This is a genomic window from Amycolatopsis sp. WAC 01416 (assembly GCF_003947485.1).
Taxonomy (GTDB): domain Bacteria; phylum Actinomycetota; class Actinomycetes; order Mycobacteriales; family Pseudonocardiaceae; genus Amycolatopsis.
Genome location: NZ_QHHX01000001.1, coordinates 360,350 through 379,912 on the forward strand (window position 1 = coordinate 360,350; position 19,563 = coordinate 379,912).

Consider the following 19,563-nt stretch of genomic DNA (forward strand, 5'->3'; position numbering starts at 1 on the left):
GACACTCGCGTGATTGGAGGCGACACTCGCGTGACACGCCTCCGTCCCCATCATTCACGAGACGGCCAGCCGCAGGATCTCCCGCGCCACGATGTCGTTCTGCCGGAAGGGAATCGCGTTGGTCCGCGGCCGCGTGAACGCCCCGGCGGACCGCGCGGACGTATGCGGCCCGAGCGCGAACCGGCGCGGATGCGGGCAGCCCTCGCCGTCGAGCATCCGGCCGTCGGAGACGCGGGTGTGGATGCGGCCGGCGAGCAGCCGGTCGCCGGTGACCGGGTCGACCACGGCTTCCTCGCCGAGCGCGCCACTGTCGCGCAACTGTCGCAAAAGGACATCGGACGCCCGGGTGATGCTCGGCTCGGGCAACCGCGCCTCGACGAGTGTCCGCGCCTCGGTCTCGCCGGGGAAGCTCGCGCCGGTAGCGACGAACGACCGGCGTTCCTCGTCGGCCGAAATCCGCATTTCGGCGCCCAGGAAGGAGACGAGGCCAGCTTCCTGGAGTGCGAGCAGTTCTTCGAGGCGCCGCGGAGGCGGCCCGCTGGCGAAGTACGAGAAGAAACCGAGGAACCATCCGTCCAAATCGGACAGTTGCGAGGCCGCGTCGAGCCGCCCGGTCTGAATCAGCGCGGGAAGCTGGCCCATCACCGACAGCAGCGCCATGAACGCACCCAGATCCGCGCTGTACTCCGAGTCCGACCGGCGGCTCAGGTCCGCTTCGACGTACTCGCGCAGTTCCTTGCCGTACTCCTCGGCGGTGCCGAATTCGGCGCCCGCCATCGGCCGGTCGAGCCGGTCCAGGTCGAGCCGGTCGTCCTGCGCCGGGACCGCACGCGCCACCAGCGCGGCGAGTTCGTCCGGCGCCGCGTCCGCGAAAGCGTCGGCGAAGACGGCGAAGTCCATGCGCACCCGTTCGGGATGGGCGGTGAACAGTTCGCTGTAGTACGCCCAGGCGATCTCCTTCGAGATCAGCGGCCAGACGTCGTGGCGGAAGTCGATCCGGCCGGGTACGGCGCAAAGCCTTTCGATGGCGTAGGCGTCGAAGAACCTCGGCAGTCGCAACGGTTTCCCGCGCGGGCGGTAGCCGATTTTCGCGTGGTACGGCACTCCGCGACGCGAACCGATGTGCAGCACGGGCTCTGCGCCGCTGGGGTGGTACTTCAGCCCACCGCACGCCTGCTCCTCGAAACGGCCGCCGCGGCCCTCGGTCAGCAGCAGCATCAGATCCACGAACGCGAGGCCGAATCCGCGTACCAGCACGGTTTCCCCCGGTCCGATCGCCGAATAGCCGACGTCCGCGGTGTAGCCGGCCGGGTAGTACGCGAGGTCGTGGCGGGCGGCGAAGTCCGCGAGTGCGGTCTCGCGTTCGTCCGGTTCCGCGTCGAGATGCCCGACGGTGAACAGGACCGCGTCCACTTCGAGGGGTTCCGCGCGATCCTCCAGCCAGAGCGACTGCGGCTCGCCGTCTTCGAGCCGCACCGCGCGGGTCCGGTGCTCGACGACCTCGATCCCGCCCGGGAGTTCGGCCAGGACCTTGCGGTGGAACCAGGTGAGGTACGCGCTCTGCAACCGTCGCGTCGGGAAGTGATCGCTTTGCAGCGCCTCGAGTTCGGCGCGCAGGCTGTCGTCGACCTCAGCGTCGAGGGCGCCCGCCCGAACCAGCCGCGCCCACTCGATCAGCGAGGGCCCCGGCCGGATCGGGCCGTCGACCTTCACGGTGTCGTCGGTGAAGACCGTGACGTCCTCGGGCATGGAGTTCATCCGCAGCAGCGGCGACTGCTCGAACCGCCAGACCCGTCCCGCCCCGGCGGGGAAGGGGTCGATGAGATGCACCACCAGACGACGTCCTCCGAGCAGTTCGGCGGCGTTCGCGCCGAGCCGTTCGAGCACGCCCACTCCGCGCGGACCGGCACCGACCACCGCGAGCACGTAGGGACGCTCTGCGGTACTCACGAGGCCGAAGCTACGCCCGGATTCCGGGGCACGTTCGGCTTCTCAAAGAGCGGAACCGTCGCGCGGAGGGCCCGAAAGGGAAGACTGAGCCGTTCACTCCTCCGGACGCGGGCCGCTCAACCATTCGGCCCAGCGTTTCGGCTGCGCTCCGTGGCGATCGAACACCTGCCGCGCGGGCTCGTCCGGCCCGTCTCGACCACACGGGGATTCCGGCCCCTGACGAGGCGGCCACATCCGGATTTCACCGGCCGAAGGCACGAAAAGGGCGAAAGCCGCAGGTCTAGACCTCGGTACCGGCCATCGGGACATCTTCGCGAACGATCGCTCGTCCACGAAAAAGATCTCCAACTCCAGAAACCCGGCGAAAGAACCTAGCCAATCACCAACAGTCAGGAGACACTTACGTGAACGAATGACGCTTCGTGACGAGCTCGTGACCGCGTTACTCTCGGTCACGAGTTTGTCGCGTAATAAGGACCCTATTGGGGGCAACATGGCTTCGGCCGGACGGGTCACTTACCGAGAAGTGTTCGGGGTAGCCGAGTTCCGTTCGCTCTGGTTCGCCGAGCTGTTCTCGATCTTCGGCGATCAACTCGCCAGGGTCGCCCTCTCCGTCCTCGTCTTCACCGAAACCCGCTCCGCGACCCTGACCGGTCTCACCTACGCGCTGACGTACGCCCCTTCGCTGCTCGGCGGAATCTTCCTCACCGGGTTCGCGGACCGGTTCCCCCGGCGAACCGTGATGGTGGTCGTGGACCTGTTACGGGCGGCGCTGATCGCGCTGGTCGCGGTCCCGGTGCTGCCGTTCTGGGTCCTGTGCGTCCTCGTCGGCGCCGTCTCGCTGCTGAACCCGCCGTTCAAAGCGGCGCAGCTGGCCTTGCTGCCCCAGATCCTCGAAGGCGATCGCTTCGTCGTCGGCATGGCGATCCGCAGCATGACCGTCCAATCGGCACAGCTGGCCGGATTCGCGGGCGGCGGCCTTCTGCTGACCGCACTCGAACCCCACATCGCCCTCGCGCTGGACGCGGTCACCTTTTTGATCTCGGCGCTGTTCGTCCGGTTCGGGCTGAAGTCACGTCCGGCCGCGGCCACCGGCGAGAAGCGCAAGTCGTTCTTCGCGTCGATCGGCTCGGGCGGGAAGATCGTCTTCGCCAGCTCCGGGCTGCGCTCGCTGCTGTTGTTCACCTGGCTGATGGGCCTGCTGCCGGTGTACGAGGGCATCGCGGCGCCGTACGTCGCCTCGTCGGGCGGCGGCCCCGAGATCATCGGCCTGTTGCTGGCCGCCGATCCGATCGGCAGCGTGATCGGGGCGTTCATCTACTCGCGCTGGGTGCCGGCACACCTCCGGCCGAAGCTGATCGGGCCGCTTTCGGCGCTGACGGCGGTCCCGCTGCTGCTGTGCTTCCTGCAGCCGGGTCCGCTGTCGTCGATCGTGTTGTTCGTGTTCTGCGGCGCCTTCGGCACCGTGGCGCTGATGCAGGCGACCGCCTCACTGACACTGGCCGTGCCGGACGAGAGCCGGGCACAGGTCATGGGCCTCTCGAACACCGGCCTGACCACGACGATGGGCGTGAGTCCCCTGCTCGGCGGCATCCTGGCCGATCAGGTGGGCCCGCAGTCGACTGTCGGCGTCTTCGGGCTTGCGGGATTGATACTGACCGTCCCGCTGGCCCTGAGCTGGTGGCGGACCCTCAGCCGCGACCCCGAACGATGGCAGGAGAAAGACGCCGCACGCGCAGAACATTGAGGTGTTCCGCGCGCCGGCCCGATCGCGCGGACGTCTGGCGCGCGCCCCAGTTCACTGATCCCTACCGGCCATCGCTGGCACCTTTCCCTCGACCTCTCAGAGAAAAGTACACACCTAGGGAGCTTGTCGACAGCCCGCAAGTCGGTAGAAGCTGTCCGTAAGTAGGGGGTTTCGGAGAATGACGCAAGAGTCAGGGGGAAAGATGATCACATCGGAGGAACACGCTGGACATCGTTCGGCTCTCACGGTAGCGACGTGGGAGCTGTGGAAGAGGCCTCGACACTGGATCGCCTACACCGGGCTGTCCGTCGCGACGATGCTGGCACTGACGGGGGTCTTCGCCGCATCCATCGCCATCACGTCTTCGCAGGTCCTGCTGTGTTTCCTGCTCGCCGGACTCGCCATCGCGCACACCGAGGCGACCCGCCGGATCGAGCGGCAGCGACGCAGCATGAGCGTCACCCCGCACATCAACATGACCTCGGTCTGGGTGCTACCCGGTGCGATTCTGCTTCCGCCGCAGTTGACGGCGCTTCTCGTAACCGTCATCTATCTCCACCTCGGATACCGCAGTTGGGCGGGCCTCCGCACGGTCAACCCCCATCGAACTGTGGCGAACGCCACATCGATGACGCTGACCGCGTTCGCCGCCTGGGCGGCCGTACAGGTCGTCGGCGCCGACGCGGCGTCGGTGACGTCGATCTGTGCCGCGAGCCTCGCCTTCTTCCTGATGAACGCCGTCTTCACCGGTACCGGCCTGTACTTCGCGGCGCCTGACAAGGCGACGATCCAGGCGCTCCTCGGCTCTTGGGACGACAACATCCTCGAAGCCTCGACGGTCTGCATCGGCGCGCTGGTGCTCGCCGTCATGCCGCATCAGCCGGTGCTGGTGCTGCTCGTCTTCCTGCCGCTGTACCTGCTGCAGCGTTCGGTGCTGATCAAGCAGCTGGAAGAACTCGCCACCACCGATCAGAAGACCCAGCTGCTCAACGCCACGACCTGGCAGCAGGGCGCCATCCGCGAGGTCGCCCGCGCCGAACGCGAAAACGGCCAGTTCGGCACGCTGATGATCGACCTCGACCACTTCAAGAGCATCAACGACACCTACGGCCACCTGGCGGGCGACGACGTGCTCAAGGGGGTCGCGGCGCTGGTCAAGGCCGAAACGCGCACGCAGGACCTCGCCGGCCGCTTCGGCGGTGAGGAGTTCGTCGTGCTCCTGACATCGTCGTCGAAGCAGGAGTCCGTCGCGGTCGCCGAGCGGATCCGGCAGCGGATCAGCGAAATGGTCATCAAGACCCAGGACAACGAGGGCAATCCCGTGGTCATCGAGCAGCGGACGGCGTCGGTCGGCGTCGCGAACTTCCCGCTCGACGGCCGGACGATGGACGAGGTCATGGCCTCGGCCGACGCTTCCGTCTACGCGGCGAAACGCAACGGCCGGAACCGGGTCGTCTCCTCACCGGACCTGGCGGCGGTCGCCGAAGTGGCTGGAAAGTCTCTGGAGGCCGTCGCGGCCTAGCGCAACCGCTCCATCACGTCCGCGGCCGCGGTCCGAAGGCGGACCACGCCCCCGACGGTGAATTCGGTGAGCAGGTCGATGAGCGCGTCCGCGTCGGGCGGCTCACCGTCCCAGCTCGCCTGGACGAGTGCCTCGGTCATCGCGAAGAACAGCGTGACCAGGGCCTTGTCCGCGCGGCCGGAATCGACCCCGTGGCTGGCCCAGCGCTGCCTGCTCGCCTCGGTGTAGACCCGCGCGAGCCGCTCACGGAGCCGGGTGAGGGCGGGGTCGCCCATGCGCTCGGCCTCGCGCAGCACGGGGAACGCCTCGGGATTCGCCGCGACGAAGGCGAACATGTTGGCGTAGTTGCCGCGCGCCCAGGAGCGGAGCTCCGGCTGTGAGAGATCGATGGCCGGCGCGCCGATCGCCTCGAAGGCCCGCTCCTCGATATCCGCCACGACCTGGGAGAACAGTGTCGTGCGGTCGCCGAACTGCTCGTAGACGGCCTGCCGGGAAACGCCCGCGCGCCGGGCGATCTGCTCGATCGTCGCGGCCTGCGCGCCGTGCACCGCGAAGACCCCGGCAGCCGCACTCAGCACCCGTGCGCGTTGCTCGCCGAGCGGGAGTTTGCGGGGTCGCCCTCTCGGCGCCGGACTTGACATTGTGCGCCACCTCACTGACTCTCTTTTTCGACACGTCTGTCGAAAATGTTTGTGCTCAACGAGGAGCAAGCATGCGTCCAGGATCCCGGCGCGGTGTGTCCGCCGCCGTCTCAGCGGCCACCATCGCGGCCCTGCTGACCTTCGGGGCACAGCAGGCCAACGCCGCACCGTCCTTCTACGACCCCCCGTCGCCACTGCCCGCGGGTGCTCCCGGCGACATCATCCGGCACGAACCGGCCACCTTCTACGTCGATCCCGTGAAACTCATCAAGGCCGACGCCGATGTCCAGCGGATCATGTACCGCAGCACCGACACGCACGGCAAAGCCAACGCCGTGACCGGCACCGTCCTGACCCCGAAGAAGGCGTGGACCGGCGCGGGCGAGCGGCCGGTCATCGGCTACGCGGCCGGGACGCAGGGTGTCGGCGACCAGTGCGCGCCGTCGAAAGCCCTCGCCGCGGGCATGGAGTACGAAGGCCCCTTCATCGCCGGACTGCTGCTTCGTGGCTACGGCGTCGTCGTCACCGACTACGAAGGCCTCGGCACCCCCGGCGTCCACACGTACGTCAACCGTGCCGCCGAAGGCAACGCCGTCCTCGACTCGATCCGCGCGGCGCAGCGCCTGCCCGAAGCGAACCTGCCGGACAACGGCCCCGTCGCGACCGCGGGCTACTCGCAGGGCGGCGGCGCGTCGGCGTCGGCCGCCGAATTGCAGCCGTCGTACGCACCCGAACTCAAACTGAAGGGCTCGTACGCGGGCGCCGTCCCGGCCGACCTGGCCGAGGTCGGCGAGAACATCGACGGGCACTACGCCTTCGGATTCCTCGGATTCACGCTGGTCAGCATGGACGCGGCCTATCCGGAGCTGAACATCCCCGCCCTGCTGAACGCGAAGGGCGTCGAAGCGTTCGAGAAGGTCAAGCAGGAGTGCACCGCGGACGCGATCTTCGCGCACGCGTTCACGCAGTCGAAGGATCTGACCAAGGACGGCAGGCCACTGACCGCGTACCTCGGCGAAGAGCCGTTCAAGACGCGCGTCGGCGAACAGCTCATCGGGGCGCGGAAGCCGGGTGTGCCGACGCTGGTCGTCCACAGCGCTCTCGACGACATCGTCCCCTACGCGCAGGGGCGGACCATGGCGCGCTCGTGGTGTGCGAAGGGCGCGAAGGTGCAGTTCTCGACTTCGCTGGTTCCTACGCACGTCGGCGGAGCCATCAGGGCTTTCCCGGAGGCTTTCGCTTGGCTTGAGGGACGCTTCGCGGGGCTGCCTGCCGTGGGGAACTGCGGGCTGTTCTAGGGGTCACCAAGTGCTATGAAGGACGCTTTCATTGCAAATTTTGCAATGAAAGCGTCCTTCATAGCGCGCTACTTGAGGCCGGTGGCTTCCGCGGCGGCGGGGTCCGAGTCACCGAGGAACGTCCGGCACCGGTCGTACTCCTCGGTCTCGCCGATCTTGCCGGCGGCCTTGCCGAGGACGGCGAGGGAACGCAGGAAGCCCTGGTTCGGGCGGTGCGACCACGGCACCGGACCGTGTCCCTTCCAGCCGGCGCGGCGGAGCTGGTCGAGGCCGCGGTGGTAGCCGGTTCGGGCGTACGCGTACGCGGCGACGGTCTCGCCGGCTTCCAGGGCCCTCTCGGCGAGGGCGGCCCACGCTTCGCTGTAGTCGGGGTGCTCGGCGGCGACGGCGGTCGGGTCGGTCCCGGCGTCCAGCGCCGCCTGCGCGGCGGTGTGCTCGGGGAGATGCGTCGGCTGGGGGCCGAGGAGGTTCGTCATACGGGCCATTGTGCCGACCCCGTGCGACTAGAAGAACAGGCTCCCGAGAATGCCCCCACCGGCCAGCACCAGAGCGGCGACGAGGACCGCCGCGACGAGTCGTTTCGGCATCATGGCGGCACACCTTGCCCTGTTCCGCACGCCGACCGCAAATCCGCCACCCCTACGGGTGAACCCCGATTTTGGACCCCGAATGCCCGTCTCGTGACCTGGAGCAGGGAAGATATCCGCATGACAAAGGCGACAGAAGTGACCGGGGACCTTTCGCCGGGTGTCATCCCCCGCAGCCCCATCGCCAAGACGAGGCTGTTCTTCCAGCTCCACTGGCACCGCGGCGCACCGGGGCAGGCGACGCCGGACTGGGTGCTGAACTTCTGCTACTCGATGTGGCTGGCGGCGTTCGCCTTCAAGATGGTGGGCTCGTCGTGGGACATGTCGTGGCATTTCATGTGGTTGCGGGACGACCTCGCCCCGCCGCACCTGATCAACACCGTCGGCACGGTGATCATCATGGTGCTGGTGGCGATCCACAGCTACACCGGGATGGGCGCCGATCGGCGTTCGCTCCGGTTGATGCAGATCGGGCTCGTGGTCTTCCTCATCGCGGCGCCGCTGGACGTCATCAACCACCGCGTCAACGGTCTCGACCTGACCGCGTGGAGCCCGTCGCACATGATGCTCTACATCGGCACGGGCATCATGCAGGCCGGCGTGATCATGGGCTGGCTGAAGTACGCCAAGCCCGGCCGGACGCGCACCGGTGTCCTGATCGGACTGTGGGTCTTCTTCCTGGAGAACACGTTCTTCCCGAACGGCCAGCAGGAGTACGGCATCCTCGGCCTGCGCGCCTGGGAACGCGGCACTCCCGAGGCCGAGCCGGAACTGCTGAACTTCGCCGCCGGCCAGATCGGGCATCCGGTCGACCAGGTGGCCGTCGAGTACTTCACGATGCCGATCGACGACTGGGTGTACCCGCTCTGGGGTATCGGCGTGATGGCCCTGATCTTCGCACTGGCGCGGTACACGACCGGCTTCCGCTGGGCGGGGACGACCGTCGCCGCGGCGTACCTCGGCTACCGGCTGGTGATGTGGCCGCTGCTGCTCGGGATGGGCTTCCCGATCTCGACCGTGCCGTTCTACCTGCTGGCCGTCGGCCTCGCCGTCGACCTGGCGTTCCGCATCGGCCGCGGTCATCCGCTGCTGACGGCGGGCACCGGCGCGCTGCTGGCGACGGCGTTCGGCTACGGGATGCTGTGGGTGCAGTCGCAGTTCCGGCCGTGGATCCTCGGCGACGCGCATACGGAGTCGGCACCGCCGGTGGCCTACTGGACGGCCGTTGTCTGCCTGGCCGGGGTCGGTGCGCTGTGGGCCGCCGCCGGACCGGGGACGCGAGCGGTGAACTCGCTGCTGGAGAAGCGCCGGGAGAAGACGACGCTCCCTGCCGCCTGAGGCTCTGAGTGAGGGTTAACGCAAAGGTGCGGTCGTGGGCATGTCCTGAAGGTCCCCTTTGAGACGGTGAAGGTCTTCAAGGGGACCTTTGGGACACCGAACGAGCCGACCTTCCCGGCTTGAGGCTCGCGCAATGCGCAGCGAAGGGGGCCTTCACGTACTCAGGCGACAGGGCCGCACCGACATTTCACAGAGCCTTGGACCGACAGAACGCTGATCTTGGTCTCGCTGGGCACTACCGTCCGCCTGAGCCTCTGAGGGGACGAAGGGAGCTCTCCCCGCATGCCATGCGGGAAAAGCTCCCTTCGCCGCGTGAGATGCGGGGAAAGTCCCCTTCAGCCCATGCAGAAACAGGTCAGAGCTTCTTGCCGGCCGAACCCAGCGACTGAGCGGCCTCGACGATGCGCGCGGCCATACCGGCCTCGGCGGCCTTCAGGTAGCTACGCGGGTCGTAGACCTTCTTGTTGCCGACCTCGCCGTCGATCTTCAGGACGCCGTCGTAGTTCTTGAAGAAGTGCTCCGCGATGGGCCGGGTGAAGGCGTACTGCGTGTCGGTGTCGACGTTCATCTTCACGACGCCGTAGGACACCGCCTCGCGGATCTCCTCCGGCAGCGAGCCGGAACCGCCGTGGAAGACCAGCTCGAACGGCTTCGAACCGGCCGGGAGGCCGAGCTTCTTCGAGGCCGCCTCCTGGCCGCCCTTGAGCACGTCCGGGCGCAGCTTCACGTTGCCGGGCTTGTAGACGCCGTGCACGTTGCCGAAGGTCGCGGCCAGCAGGTAGCGGCCGTTCTCGCCGGAGCCGAGCGCGTCGATCGTCTTCAGGAAGTCGCCCTCGGCGGTGTACAGCTTCTCGTTGATCTCGGCTTCGACGCCGTCTTCCTCGCCGCCGACGACGCCGATCTCGACCTCGAGGATGATGTTCGCGGCCGCGGCCTTGGCGAGCAGTTCCTGCGCGATCTCGAGGTTCTCGTCGAGGTCGATCGCGGAGCCGTCCCACATGTGGCTCTGGAACAGCGGGTGCTGACCGTTCTTGACGCGCTCCGCCGAGATCTCGATCAGCGGGCGGACGAAGCCGTCGAGCTTGTCCTTCGGGCAGTGGTCGGTGTGCAGCGCGACGTTCACGTCGTACTTGGCGGCGACGACCTGGGCGAACTCGGCGAGCGCGACCGAACCGGTCACCATGTCCTTGACCTTCTGGCCGGACGCGAACTCCGCGCCGCCGGTGGAGAACTGGATGATCCCGTCGCTCTCCGCCTCGGCGAACCCGCGGATGGCGGCGTTCAGGGTCTCCGACGAGGTCACGTTGATGGCCGGGTAGGCGAATTCGTTCGCCTTCGCCCGGTCGAGCATCTCCGCGTAGACCTCGGGGGTGGCGATGGGCATCGTTTACTCCTCCTCGAAGCAGGCTGGTGCACCTCTCGGCCGCATCGTACGAGGTCGGCCGGGAGGTGCCTACAGCCGTCGCGTCAGAGGAGGACGCCGGCGAGCGCCCGGTAGACCGGCAGGGGGTCTTGGTTCAGTACCTGGATGTTGACGTGGTCCGCCCCGGCTTCGAGATGCGCGGTGACGCCGCGGGCGACCGTCTCGGCGTCGCCGTGGACGGCCAGCGCGTCGACCAGCTTGTCGCTGCCCTCGCCCGCCAGGTCCTCATCGGTGAAACCGAGTTTCCGCAGGGAGTTCGTGTAGTTGACGAGGCCGAGGTAGAACTTGACGGTGCCCCGCCCGATCTCGCGGGCCTTCGCCGGATCGGTCTCGAGGACGACCTTCTGCTCGGGTGCGAGCAGCGGTCCTTCGCCGAGGATCTCGCGCGCCTGGCGGGTGTGCTCGGGGGTCATCAGGTACGGGTGGGCTCCCGCTGTGCGGTCTCCTGCGAGTTTGATCACCTTCGGGCCGAGAGCGGCCAGCGCGAGGCCCTCGACGGGCACTCCGGCGGCGTCGAGCGCGTCGAGGTACTCGACCAGCGCGGCGTACGGCTTCTTGAACTCCGCGGTGTGCTCCCGGTGCCCCGCGCCGATACCGAGCAAGAACCGGTCCGGGTGCTTCGCGGCGACGCGCTTGTACGACTCGGCGACCGTGGCCGCGTCGTCCTTCCAGATGTTGACGATGCCGGTGGCCACCTTGATCGTCTCCGTCGCGTCGAGGATTTCCTCCGCCTTCGCGAGGTCGCCCGACGGCGAGCCGCCGAGCCAGATCGCGCCATAGCCGAGTTTCTCCAGCTCACGGGCCAGCGCCGGGGTGAAAACGGATTCGTGCTGCCAGATGCCGATCCGGCCGAGTTCGATTCCCATGTACCGGGCCAACGCCGCGGACGGCCGATGTCTTCCCTTAAGTTCGGGGTATGGCGAAACTCGGCAACACCGACCTCGACGTCCGGGGGATCAACCTGGGCGGGAACGTTTTCGGCTGGACCGCGGACCAGGAGCAGTCCTTCGCCGTCCTCGACGCCTACACGGCGGCGGGCGGCAACTTCATCGACACCGCCGACCTGTACTCCAAGGGTGGCTCCGAGACGATCATCGGCGACTGGCTGGCCCGCCGCGGCCGCCGTGACGACATCGTCATCGCGACCAAGACCGGCATGTGGGACGAGCGGAAGGGGCTGTCCGCGGCGAATATCGCGGCGGCCGCCGAAGACTCGCTGCGCCGGCTCCGTACCGACCACATCGACCTCTACTACGCGCACATCGACGATCCGGAGACCCCGATCGAGGAGACTTTGCGTGCCTTCGACGCGCTCGTGCGCGCGGGCAAGGTCCGCTACGTCGCGGCGTCGAACTACTCGGCCGAACGGCTGAGCGAGGCACTGTCCATTTCGGACCGTGAGGGGCTGGCGAAGTACGTCGCGCTGCAACCGCACTACAACCTCGTCGAGCGGGACTACGAGCTGGACCTGGCGCCGACGGTCGAACGCGAGAACCTGGCCGTCCTGCCGTATTTCTCGCTGGCCAAGGGTTTTCTCGCCGGGAAGTACCGGTCGAAGGACGATCTCGGCGACAGTCCGCGCGCTGCCCGCGCATCGTCCTATTTGGACGAACGTGGTGAGCGGGTGCTCTCGGCGCTCGACGAGATCGCGGCCGCCCGCGGCGTCTCGGTCGCGGCCGTCTCGCTCGCGTGGCTGTTCGCCCGGCCGACCGTCACCGCGCCCATCGCGAGCGCCCGCTCGATCGAGCAGCTGAACGACCTCCTGCCCGCGGCCGACCTGGACCTCACCCCTGCCGAAGTCGACGCCCTCACCACTGCGTCGCGCTGACAACCCCCGCAATTCGTCACCTACTTGCGCGCACCCCCTATCGCAAGCAGGTGACGAATTGCGTACTTACTTGTGGGTAGCTTACTCCGGGTAGGTTGAGGTACCGTCCGAAAGCCTTAGGGCTCGGACGAGGAGGCAACGTGGCCAAGAACAGCGTGAACGGCAAGGTCGTCCTGATCACCGGCGCCGCGAGGGGCATCGGCGCGGGACTCGCCGAACGCCTGGCCGCGCAGGGCGCGAAGGTCGCATTGGTCGGCATCGAAGCCAAGGAACAGCAGGCGGTCGCCGACAAGATCGGCCCGAGCGCGCACGCGTGGGAAGCCGACGTCACCAGCTGGGACGACCTCGAGCGGGCCACCGCCGGCGTCGTCGAGCACTTCGGCGGGATCGACATCGTCATCGCGAACGCCGGCATCGCGACCTCCGGTTTCGTCCGGTCGGTGGATCCGGCGGCCTTCGAGAAGGTCATCGAAGTCGACCTCCTCGGCGTCTGGCGCACCTTCCGCGTCACCCTTCCGCATGTCCTCGACCGCAAGGGCTACCTGCTCGCGATCTCCTCGCTGGCCGCGATCACCCACGCGCCCGGCATGGCCAACTACGCCGCCGCGAAGGCGGGCGTCGAGGCGTTCTGCAACAGCTTCCGCGCCGAAGTCGCCCACCTCGGCGTGAAGGTCGGCGTCGCGCACCCGACCTGGATCCGCACCGACCTCGTCGAGAGCGCCGACCAGCACCCCGTCTTCGGCAAGCTCCGCACCGGCATGCCCGGCCTGCTCGGCAAGACCTATCCGCTGTCCGTCGCGCTCGACCACCTCCAGGCCGGGGTCAACAAACGCGCCCGCACCGTGCACGTGCCGCGCTGGGTCGGCGGGCTCAAGCTGATCCGCGCGTTCCTGCCGCCGATCATCGAGATCGGCGCGAAGAGCCGGATCAAGAAGGCCGACGCCGCCGCACTCGTGGACATCGAGGAGCGCGGCGCGTACGAATCTTCAATAACCGGTCAGGCAGGCCGGGCCGCCACACGGAAGGGCTGACGTATGTCCCGTCGCGACCAGATCCGCATGACCCCCGACGAACTCACCGCGTTCTTCGACGAGCAGAAGGTCATCAACGTCGCGACGATCGGCCCGAACGGCCGCCCGCATCTGGCGCCGCTCTGGTACTACCCGCACGAGTCCGGCGTCGCGACCTGGACGTATGGCACCTCCCAGAAGGCGAAGAACCTGGAGCGCGACCCGCGCGCCACTGTGCTCATCGAGGACGGCGAAAGCTACGACAAGCTCCGCGGGATCTCCCTCGAAGCCGATGTCGAGGTCATCACCGATACGGCCGTGGTCACCCAGATGGGTATCAAGCTCATGCAGCGGTACGCGGGTGCGAAGCCGGGCGATCCCGTTCCGGACGAGCTCACGGGCTTCATCGGCAAGCAGGCCCCGAAGCGGATCGGGCTGATTTTCCGGCCGACGAAGATCGTGAGCTGGGATCACACGAAGCTCGGCGGCACATACTGACGGGTAGGTAGTACTAGCAAGTAACTGTTACTTGAGGTAACGTCATCTGGGCACGAACGCCTCGAAGTGGAGGATTGCCAGATGACCGAGCGATTCAAGGTCGTGATCGTGGGCACCGGTTTCTCCGGGCTCGGCCAGGCCATCCAGCTCGAAAAGGCCGGGATCTCCGACTACGTGATCCTGGAGAAGGCGGACGAAGTCGGCGGTACGTGGCGCGACAACTCGTACCCCGGCTGCGCCTGCGACGTGCAGTCCCACATGTACTCGTTCTCGTACGAGCAGAACCCGGACTGGTCGCGGTCGTTCTCGCCCGCCCCGGAGATCTTCCAGTACCTCAAGGACGTCACCGACAAGTACCGGCTGCGGCGCAAGATCCGGTTCGGCGTCGAGCTCACCGGCGCCACCTGGGACGACACCGCGCGCCGCTGGCACGTCCACACCAAATCCGGCGAGGACATCGAGGCTCAGTTCGTCGTCTCGGGCGTCGGCGGCCTGCACATCCCGCAGGTGCCCAAGCTGCCGGGGATCGAGAAGTTCAAGGGCCAGACCTGGCATTCCGCGCAGTGGAACCACGAATACGACCTGCGCGGCAAGAAGGTCGCCGTCGTCGGCACCGGTGCGAGCGCGATCCAGTTCGTCCCGAAGATCGCCCCCGAGGTCGACGAGCTGACGTTGTTCCAGCGCACGCCGCCGTGGATCATGCCGAAGCCCGACCACGCCATGCCCGGCTGGGCCAAGACCGCGTTCCGCCGCATCCCCGGCGTGCAACGGCTTTACCGCAACGCGCTCTACTGGTTCCTCGAAGTGCGTGCCGTCGGCTTCAACGGCCACCCCGCGATCATGAAGGCGGGCGAGGCGATCGCGAAGCGCCACATCGGCAAGGCCATCAAGGATCCGAAGCTGCGCAAGAAGGTCACCCCGGACTACACCATGGGCTGCAAGCGGGTGCTGATCTCCAACGACTACTACCCGGCGATCAATCGGTCCAATGTGGACGTCAACACCGAAGGCGTGCGCGAGGTCAAGGCGCACAGCGTCGTCGATGGCGACGGCGTCGAGCACGAGGTCGACGCGATCATCTACGGCACCGGCTTCAAGGTCACGGATGCCTTGGAATACCTGGACGTCACCGGGGTCGACGGCCGCGACCTCGCCAAGGAATGGGCCACCGAGGGGATGCACACGCACAAGGGCATCACCGTTTCCGGCTTCCCCAACCTGTTCTTCCTCCTCGGCCCGAACACCGCGCTGGGCCACAACTCCGTGGTCTTCATGATCGAGTCGCAGGCGCGGTACGTCGTCGACGCGATCGAACTCGCCGATTCGCGTGGTGCGGCCGCGCTCGACGTCCGCGCCGGCGTGCAGGAGAAGTTCCAGCGCGAGATCCAGGACAAACTCGTCAAGGGCGTGTGGACCCAGGGCGGCTGCAAGAGCTGGTATCTCGACGCGAAGGGCGTCAACCGGACGATCTGGCCCGGGTTCACCTGGCGCTACTGGCTCGAAACCCGCAAGGTCGACCCGAGCGACTACGAGCTCAGCGGGAGGTCGTCGTGACCGACCACGAACAGGTCGTCCTGCACGCGCGCGACGTCGAGTTCGACTGGGCGTCGCTGCCGATGCACTGGATCCCGGGCGAACCGCAGGCGACGCATACGATCAACGTGCTGCATCTGGCGCTGCCGGAGGGCGAGCGCTGGTTCGTCGAGGTGTTCAAGCAGGCCGTGCCGCTGATCCGCGACGAGCGGCTCAAGGAGGACGTCCTCGGCTTCATCGGCCAGGAGGCCATGCACGCCGAGGCGCACGACGGCGCCGCGGAACACCTCGAAGCGGCGGGCGTCCATGTGCGGCCGTACATCGCGCAGATGGAGTGGATGTTCCGCCGCCTGCTCGGCGATCGCGAGCTTTCCGCCAAGCGGCGGGAGGAATGGCTGATCGAGCGGCTCGCCATCATCGCCGCGATCGAGCACTACACCGCTTTCCTCGGCCAGTGGATCCTCGACGCCGAAGCGCTCGACAAGGCGGGCGCCGACCCGACGATGCTGGATCTCCTGCGCTGGCACGGTGCCGAAGAGGTCGAACACCGCTCTGTCGCCTTCGATCTGTTCATGCACCTCGACGGCCGCTACACCCGCCGCGTGCGCAGCATGCTCGTGGTGACGCCGGTGCTCGCGTGGGTCTTCTTGCGGGGCACCAGGTTCCTCATGAAGAACGACCCGACGCGGCCGGGCAAGACGAGTTTCCGGACCTACCTGCGCGTCGCGAAGCTCGGTCTGCTGCCCTCGGGCAGGCAGCTGCGGCGCGAGATCCGGCCTTACTTCCGGAAGTCCTATCACCCCACCGAAACCGGCAACACCGATCAGGCCGTCGCGTACCTCGCGAGTTCCCCTGCCGCGCGGGCCGCCGACGAACCACAGTGACGCCGCCGACGCGGCCGCTGCGGCTCGACGGCAGCGGGCGGACCGACCGCGCGATGGCGTCGCTGACCGGTGTCGTCGCGCTGTACCGCAGGCTCAGCGGGGTGAGCGGACGCCGTCGTCCGCCGGTGGCCACGGTCGACCGTGATCTTCCGCTGGTCGTCGACGAGGTCCGTGCCGAAGCCGACGGCGTGGCCGGGCTGCGGTTGGTGCATGAACGCGGCGAACCGCTGCCGCGATGGCGGCCCGGCGCGCATATCGACCTCGCGCCGCGGCCGGGGCTGGTCCGGCAGTACTCCTTGTGCGGCGACCCGGAAGACCGCTCTGCCTACCGCGTCGGCGTCCGGTCGCTCGGCGAGGGATCGACAGCGGTGCACGCGCTGAAGAAGGGCGCTCGGATCACCGCGCGGGGCCCGCGCAACGCGTTCCCGTTCGTCGCGAGCCCGGCGTACCTGTTCATCGCGGGCGGTATCGGGATCACGCCGATCCTGCCGATGGTGCGGCAAGCCGCCGCGGCGGGCGCGGACTGGCGACTGGTCTACACCGGTCGCGACGAGGCCTCGATGCCGTTCCTGGACGAATTGTCCCGCTTCGGCGACCGTGTCCGGATTCGTCCGGACACGGACTACGGAATCCCCGCTTCCGGCGCGGAACTCCTCGAAGGGGCACCGGAAGGCGCGCCGATCTACTGCTGCGGCCCGGTTCCGATGATCATCGGTGTCCGGACGGACGCGGCGCTGCGTGCTTCGGGGCCGGTGTTCTTCGAACGGTTTTCGCCGCCGCCGATCGTCGGCGGCGAGCCGTTCCGCGTAGAACTGGCCCGCAGCGGCCGGATTTTGGACGTGCCCGCCGACCGGACGACGCTCGACGTCCTGCGCGAAACCGTGCCCGGCATCGCTTATTCGTGCCGTCAGGGGTTTTGCGGGACGTGCGAACTGCCGACGGTGACCGGCGACCGCGTCCGGGTCTGCGTCGAACGCGAGCCGGTCATCCTCGATCTCTGAGCTGTCAGGCTTCCTTGGGGATCCAGGAGCCGATCACCGGCTTGAACTCGCGGACGGTCCGCTCCGCGACGACACCTTCGAGGTGGTACGGGTCCTTGTCGATGATCTCGAGCAACGCCGCTTCGTCGGCCGCCTGGTACATCGAGATACCGCCGGAGCCGTCGCCCAGCGGGCCGCCGAGCGCGACGACGCCCTGGTCGGCGAGGGCGGACAGGAATTCCCGGTGCCGGGGGCGCACATCCGCCAGCTTCTCCTGCACGTACGTGATCTCCACCAGGAACCAGGCCATCGACATCTCCAAGGTCGCTCCAACAGACGCCCCAGCTTCTCAGGAACCGATCAGGCAGGACGCCCGCCCCACCCGATACGCTGACCTGGCGCCACGCACAGGTTGTGCATCAAAGGGGTAAATGAACAGGTAGGGGCACATGCTCGAGGGCAATGCGGAACGCAGTGTCGAGGCGACCCTCGGCCATCTGCGCACCATGGACGGACCGGTCACGCCACCGCCGCCTGCGGCACCGCTGACCCTTGAGGATCTCTATCGCCAGCACCGGATGCGGCTCGTCCGGCTGGCCATCCTGCTCGTGGACGAACCGGCGACCGCCGAAGACGTCGTCCAGGAGGCCTTCACCGGGCTGCACCGCAACTGGGGGCGCCTGCGCGACGCCGCCGCGGCCGTCGGATACCTGCGCACCGCCGTGGTCAACGGATCACGCAGTGTGCTGCGCCGCCGCAAGACCGCCCGCGAGTACGTCGCGCCGCACGCCGTCAACGCGCGTTCGGCCGAAAGCCTCGCCATGCTGTCGAGTGAACATCAGGCCGTGGTGAGCGCTTTGTCCAAACTGCCCCCTCGCCAGCGCGAGGTTTTGGTCCTCCGTTACTACGGTGGGCTGAGTGAGGCCGAAATCTCCGAGGCCGCCGGGATTTCGAAAGGTACCGTTAAGTCAACCGCCAGCCGGGCGCTGGAGGCACTGCAGAAAGCGATGCAGTCGCCGAACTGACACCCGGCCTTAATCTCGAGCGCTGGGTTGTGCCGCCATGCTTGGTCCAGACCAATATATGCTGGGGGGCGTGAGAGGCGCCGGAGATTTCGTGATCGTGGGCGGCCGGGTCGTCGCCCCGGACCGTGTACTCGACGACGGCTGGCTGGCTATCGCCGGCGGCAGGATCGTCCAAGTCGGTTCCGGGGCACCCCCGGACATCGATCGCGTCGATGTCGACGGGTGCCTGGTCGTGCCCGGCTTCGTCGACACCCACTGCCACGGCGGTGGGGGCGGGTCGTTCTCCAGTGCGAACCCCGAGGAGCTGTTCCGCGCCATCCGCGCGCACCGGCGCCACGGGACCACGACCATGCTCGGCAGTCTGGTCTCGGACCCCGTCCCGGTGCTCAGGGACCAGATCGCGGCCCTGCGTGAGCTGGTCCAAGAGGGTGAACTTGCCGGAATTCACCTTGAAGGACCCTTCATCTCGAAGGCTCGTTGCGGAGCGCACGACCCGGCGACGCTGATCGAGCCGGACACGGCCACGGTCGACGCGCTGCTCGGCGCCGGCCGCGGCGACATCCGGATGGTCACCCTCGCCCCCGAACTGCACGGCGGGATCAAGGCGGTCCGGCAACTGGCCGAATCGGGCGTCATCGCCGCCATCGGGCACACCGACGGCGTCGAGGACCAGATCGTCCCCGCGATCGACGCGGGCGCCTCCGTCGCGACCCACCTCTTCAACGCCATGCGGCCCCTCCACCATCGCGAGCCGGGCCCGATCGGCGCCCTCCTCGACGACGAGCGGATCACCGTCGAGCTGATCTGCGACCTCGTCCACGTGCACCCGACCGTGCTGCGGCTCGCCGCGCACCACGCGGGCAAGGGCCGGACGGTGCTCATCACCGACGCCATGTCGGCCACCGACGCCGCCGACGGCAGCTACATCCTCGGCCGCCTCGAGGTCGACGTCCGGGACGGCGTCGCCACCCTCGCCGGGAACGGTTCGCTGGCCGGCAGCACGCTGACCATGGACGCGGCCTTCCGCAATCTGGTCCGCGGCGCGGGCATCGACCTGCTCGGCGCCGTCCGCGCGACCTCCGGACGGCCCGCCGAACTGCTCGGCCTCGCCGACCGGACCGGGTCGCTGCGCGCCGGGCTCGCGGCCGACGTCGTCGTGCTCGATCGCGACCTCCGGCCGGTCAAGGTGCTGCGCCAGGGCGAATGGGTCAAGGACGACGCTGCGGCTACATTGAGCGCCACGGCCCCGCTGAGCGGCGCGGTCGAAGGCGGTGTGTCGGTCAGCGACGGGTAGCGGCG

The 19,563-nt window shown here is 68.0% G+C and carries 18 protein-coding genes; 12 read left to right on the plus strand and 6 right to left on the minus strand.

Going from position 1 to position 19,563, the window contains the following annotated elements; all coding sequences use genetic code 11:
- Window positions 1-54 precede the first annotated feature (54 nt).
- Window positions 55-1,950, minus strand: coding sequence for an FAD/NAD(P)-binding domain-containing protein (locus DL990_RS01805; protein ID WP_233620359.1), 1,896 nt, complete (start codon window positions 1,948-1,950; stop codon window positions 55-57).
- Window positions 1,951-2,443: 493 nt separating this feature from the next.
- Between DL990_RS01805 and DL990_RS01810 the strand changes: the two genes are divergently transcribed.
- Window positions 2,444-3,697, plus strand: coding sequence for an MFS transporter (locus DL990_RS01810; RefSeq protein WP_125784826.1), 1,254 nt, complete (start codon window positions 2,444-2,446; stop codon window positions 3,695-3,697).
- Between the two features lie 202 nt (window positions 3,698-3,899).
- Window positions 3,900-5,219 carry a GGDEF domain-containing protein gene (locus DL990_RS01815; RefSeq protein ID WP_125784825.1) on the plus strand — a complete coding sequence of 440 codons (1,320 nt, stop codon included), beginning with the start codon at window positions 3,900-3,902 and terminating at the stop codon, window positions 5,217-5,219.
- On the opposite strand, the gene DL990_RS01820 is transcribed toward DL990_RS01815, so the two are convergent.
- Window positions 5,216-5,797, minus strand: a complete 582-nt coding sequence (locus DL990_RS01820) for a TetR/AcrR family transcriptional regulator (RefSeq protein WP_199746205.1) — start codon at window positions 5,795-5,797, stop codon at window positions 5,216-5,218. The genes DL990_RS01815 and DL990_RS01820 overlap by 4 nt on opposite strands.
- A 134-nt stretch (window positions 5,798-5,931) precedes the next feature.
- On the opposite strand from DL990_RS01820, the gene DL990_RS01825 reads away from it, so the two are divergent.
- A complete protein-coding gene (locus DL990_RS01825; RefSeq protein ID WP_125784823.1) occupies window positions 5,932-7,158 on the plus strand; it encodes a lipase family protein in 1,227 nt (408 codons plus the stop codon).
- 68 nt (window positions 7,159-7,226) lie between these two features.
- Here the strand turns inward: DL990_RS01825 and DL990_RS01830 are convergent, their stop codons facing one another.
- The gene (locus tag DL990_RS01830; protein WP_125784822.1) at window positions 7,227-7,634 is read right to left on the minus strand and encodes a DUF3151 domain-containing protein; all 408 of its coding nucleotides are present in this window, start codon (window positions 7,632-7,634) and stop codon (window positions 7,227-7,229) included.
- A gap of 231 nt (window positions 7,635-7,865) precedes the next feature.
- Between DL990_RS01830 and DL990_RS01835 the strand changes: the two genes are divergently transcribed.
- On the plus strand, window positions 7,866-9,083 hold the full coding sequence (locus DL990_RS01835; RefSeq protein ID WP_125797705.1) for a hypothetical protein: 1,218 nt from the start codon (window positions 7,866-7,868) through the stop codon (window positions 9,081-9,083).
- Between the two features lie 355 nt (window positions 9,084-9,438).
- Here DL990_RS01835 and fbaA read toward each other — a convergent pair whose 3' ends face one another.
- Window positions 9,439-10,467, minus strand: coding sequence for a class II fructose-bisphosphate aldolase (fbaA, locus tag DL990_RS01840; protein ID WP_125784820.1), 1,029 nt, complete (start codon window positions 10,465-10,467; stop codon window positions 9,439-9,441).
- Window positions 10,468-10,550: 83 nt separating this feature from the next.
- Window positions 10,551-11,372, minus strand: a complete 822-nt coding sequence (locus tag DL990_RS01845; protein WP_125797706.1) for an LLM class F420-dependent oxidoreductase — start codon at window positions 11,370-11,372, stop codon at window positions 10,551-10,553.
- A gap of 50 nt (window positions 11,373-11,422) precedes the next feature.
- On the opposite strand from DL990_RS01845, the gene DL990_RS01850 reads away from it, so the two are divergent.
- From DL990_RS01850 to DL990_RS01875, 6 genes are all read left to right on the plus strand, one after another.
- Window positions 11,423-12,334, plus strand: a complete 912-nt coding sequence (locus DL990_RS01850) for an aldo/keto reductase (protein WP_125797707.1) — start codon at window positions 11,423-11,425, stop codon at window positions 12,332-12,334.
- A gap of 140 nt (window positions 12,335-12,474) precedes the next feature.
- A complete protein-coding gene (locus DL990_RS01855) occupies window positions 12,475-13,365 on the plus strand; it encodes an SDR family oxidoreductase (protein ID WP_125784817.1) in 891 nt (296 codons plus the stop codon).
- 3 nt (window positions 13,366-13,368) lie between these two features.
- Window positions 13,369-13,842, plus strand: a complete 474-nt coding sequence (locus DL990_RS01860; RefSeq protein ID WP_125784816.1) for a pyridoxamine 5'-phosphate oxidase family protein — start codon at window positions 13,369-13,371, stop codon at window positions 13,840-13,842.
- 81 nt (window positions 13,843-13,923) lie between these two features.
- On the plus strand, window positions 13,924-15,396 hold the full coding sequence (locus tag DL990_RS01865; RefSeq protein WP_125797708.1) for an NAD(P)/FAD-dependent oxidoreductase: 1,473 nt from the start codon (window positions 13,924-13,926) through the stop codon (window positions 15,394-15,396).
- On the plus strand, window positions 15,393-16,259 hold the full coding sequence (locus tag DL990_RS01870; protein WP_125784814.1) for a metal-dependent hydrolase: 867 nt from the start codon (window positions 15,393-15,395) through the stop codon (window positions 16,257-16,259). The genes DL990_RS01865 and DL990_RS01870 overlap by 4 nt, the downstream gene beginning before the upstream one ends.
- Window positions 16,256-17,260 carry a PDR/VanB family oxidoreductase gene (locus DL990_RS01875; protein ID WP_125797709.1) on the plus strand — a complete coding sequence of 335 codons (1,005 nt, stop codon included), beginning with the start codon at window positions 16,256-16,258 and terminating at the stop codon, window positions 17,258-17,260. Before DL990_RS01870 ends, DL990_RS01875 begins: the two co-directional genes overlap by 4 nt.
- A gap of 4 nt (window positions 17,261-17,264) precedes the next feature.
- On the opposite strand, the gene DL990_RS01880 is transcribed toward DL990_RS01875, so the two are convergent.
- A complete protein-coding gene (locus DL990_RS01880) occupies window positions 17,265-17,549 on the minus strand; it encodes a YciI family protein (protein WP_125784813.1) in 285 nt (94 codons plus the stop codon).
- A 139-nt stretch (window positions 17,550-17,688) separates the two neighbouring features.
- Here DL990_RS01880 and DL990_RS01885 point away from each other — a divergent pair, with 139 nt between their 5' ends.
- On the plus strand, window positions 17,689-18,264 hold the full coding sequence (locus DL990_RS01885; protein ID WP_007032484.1) for a SigE family RNA polymerase sigma factor: 576 nt from the start codon (window positions 17,689-17,691) through the stop codon (window positions 18,262-18,264).
- A gap of 91 nt (window positions 18,265-18,355) precedes the next feature.
- A complete protein-coding gene (gene nagA, locus DL990_RS01890) occupies window positions 18,356-19,558 on the plus strand; it encodes an N-acetylglucosamine-6-phosphate deacetylase (RefSeq protein WP_125797942.1) in 1,203 nt (400 codons plus the stop codon).
- Window positions 19,559-19,563 lie beyond the last annotated feature (5 nt).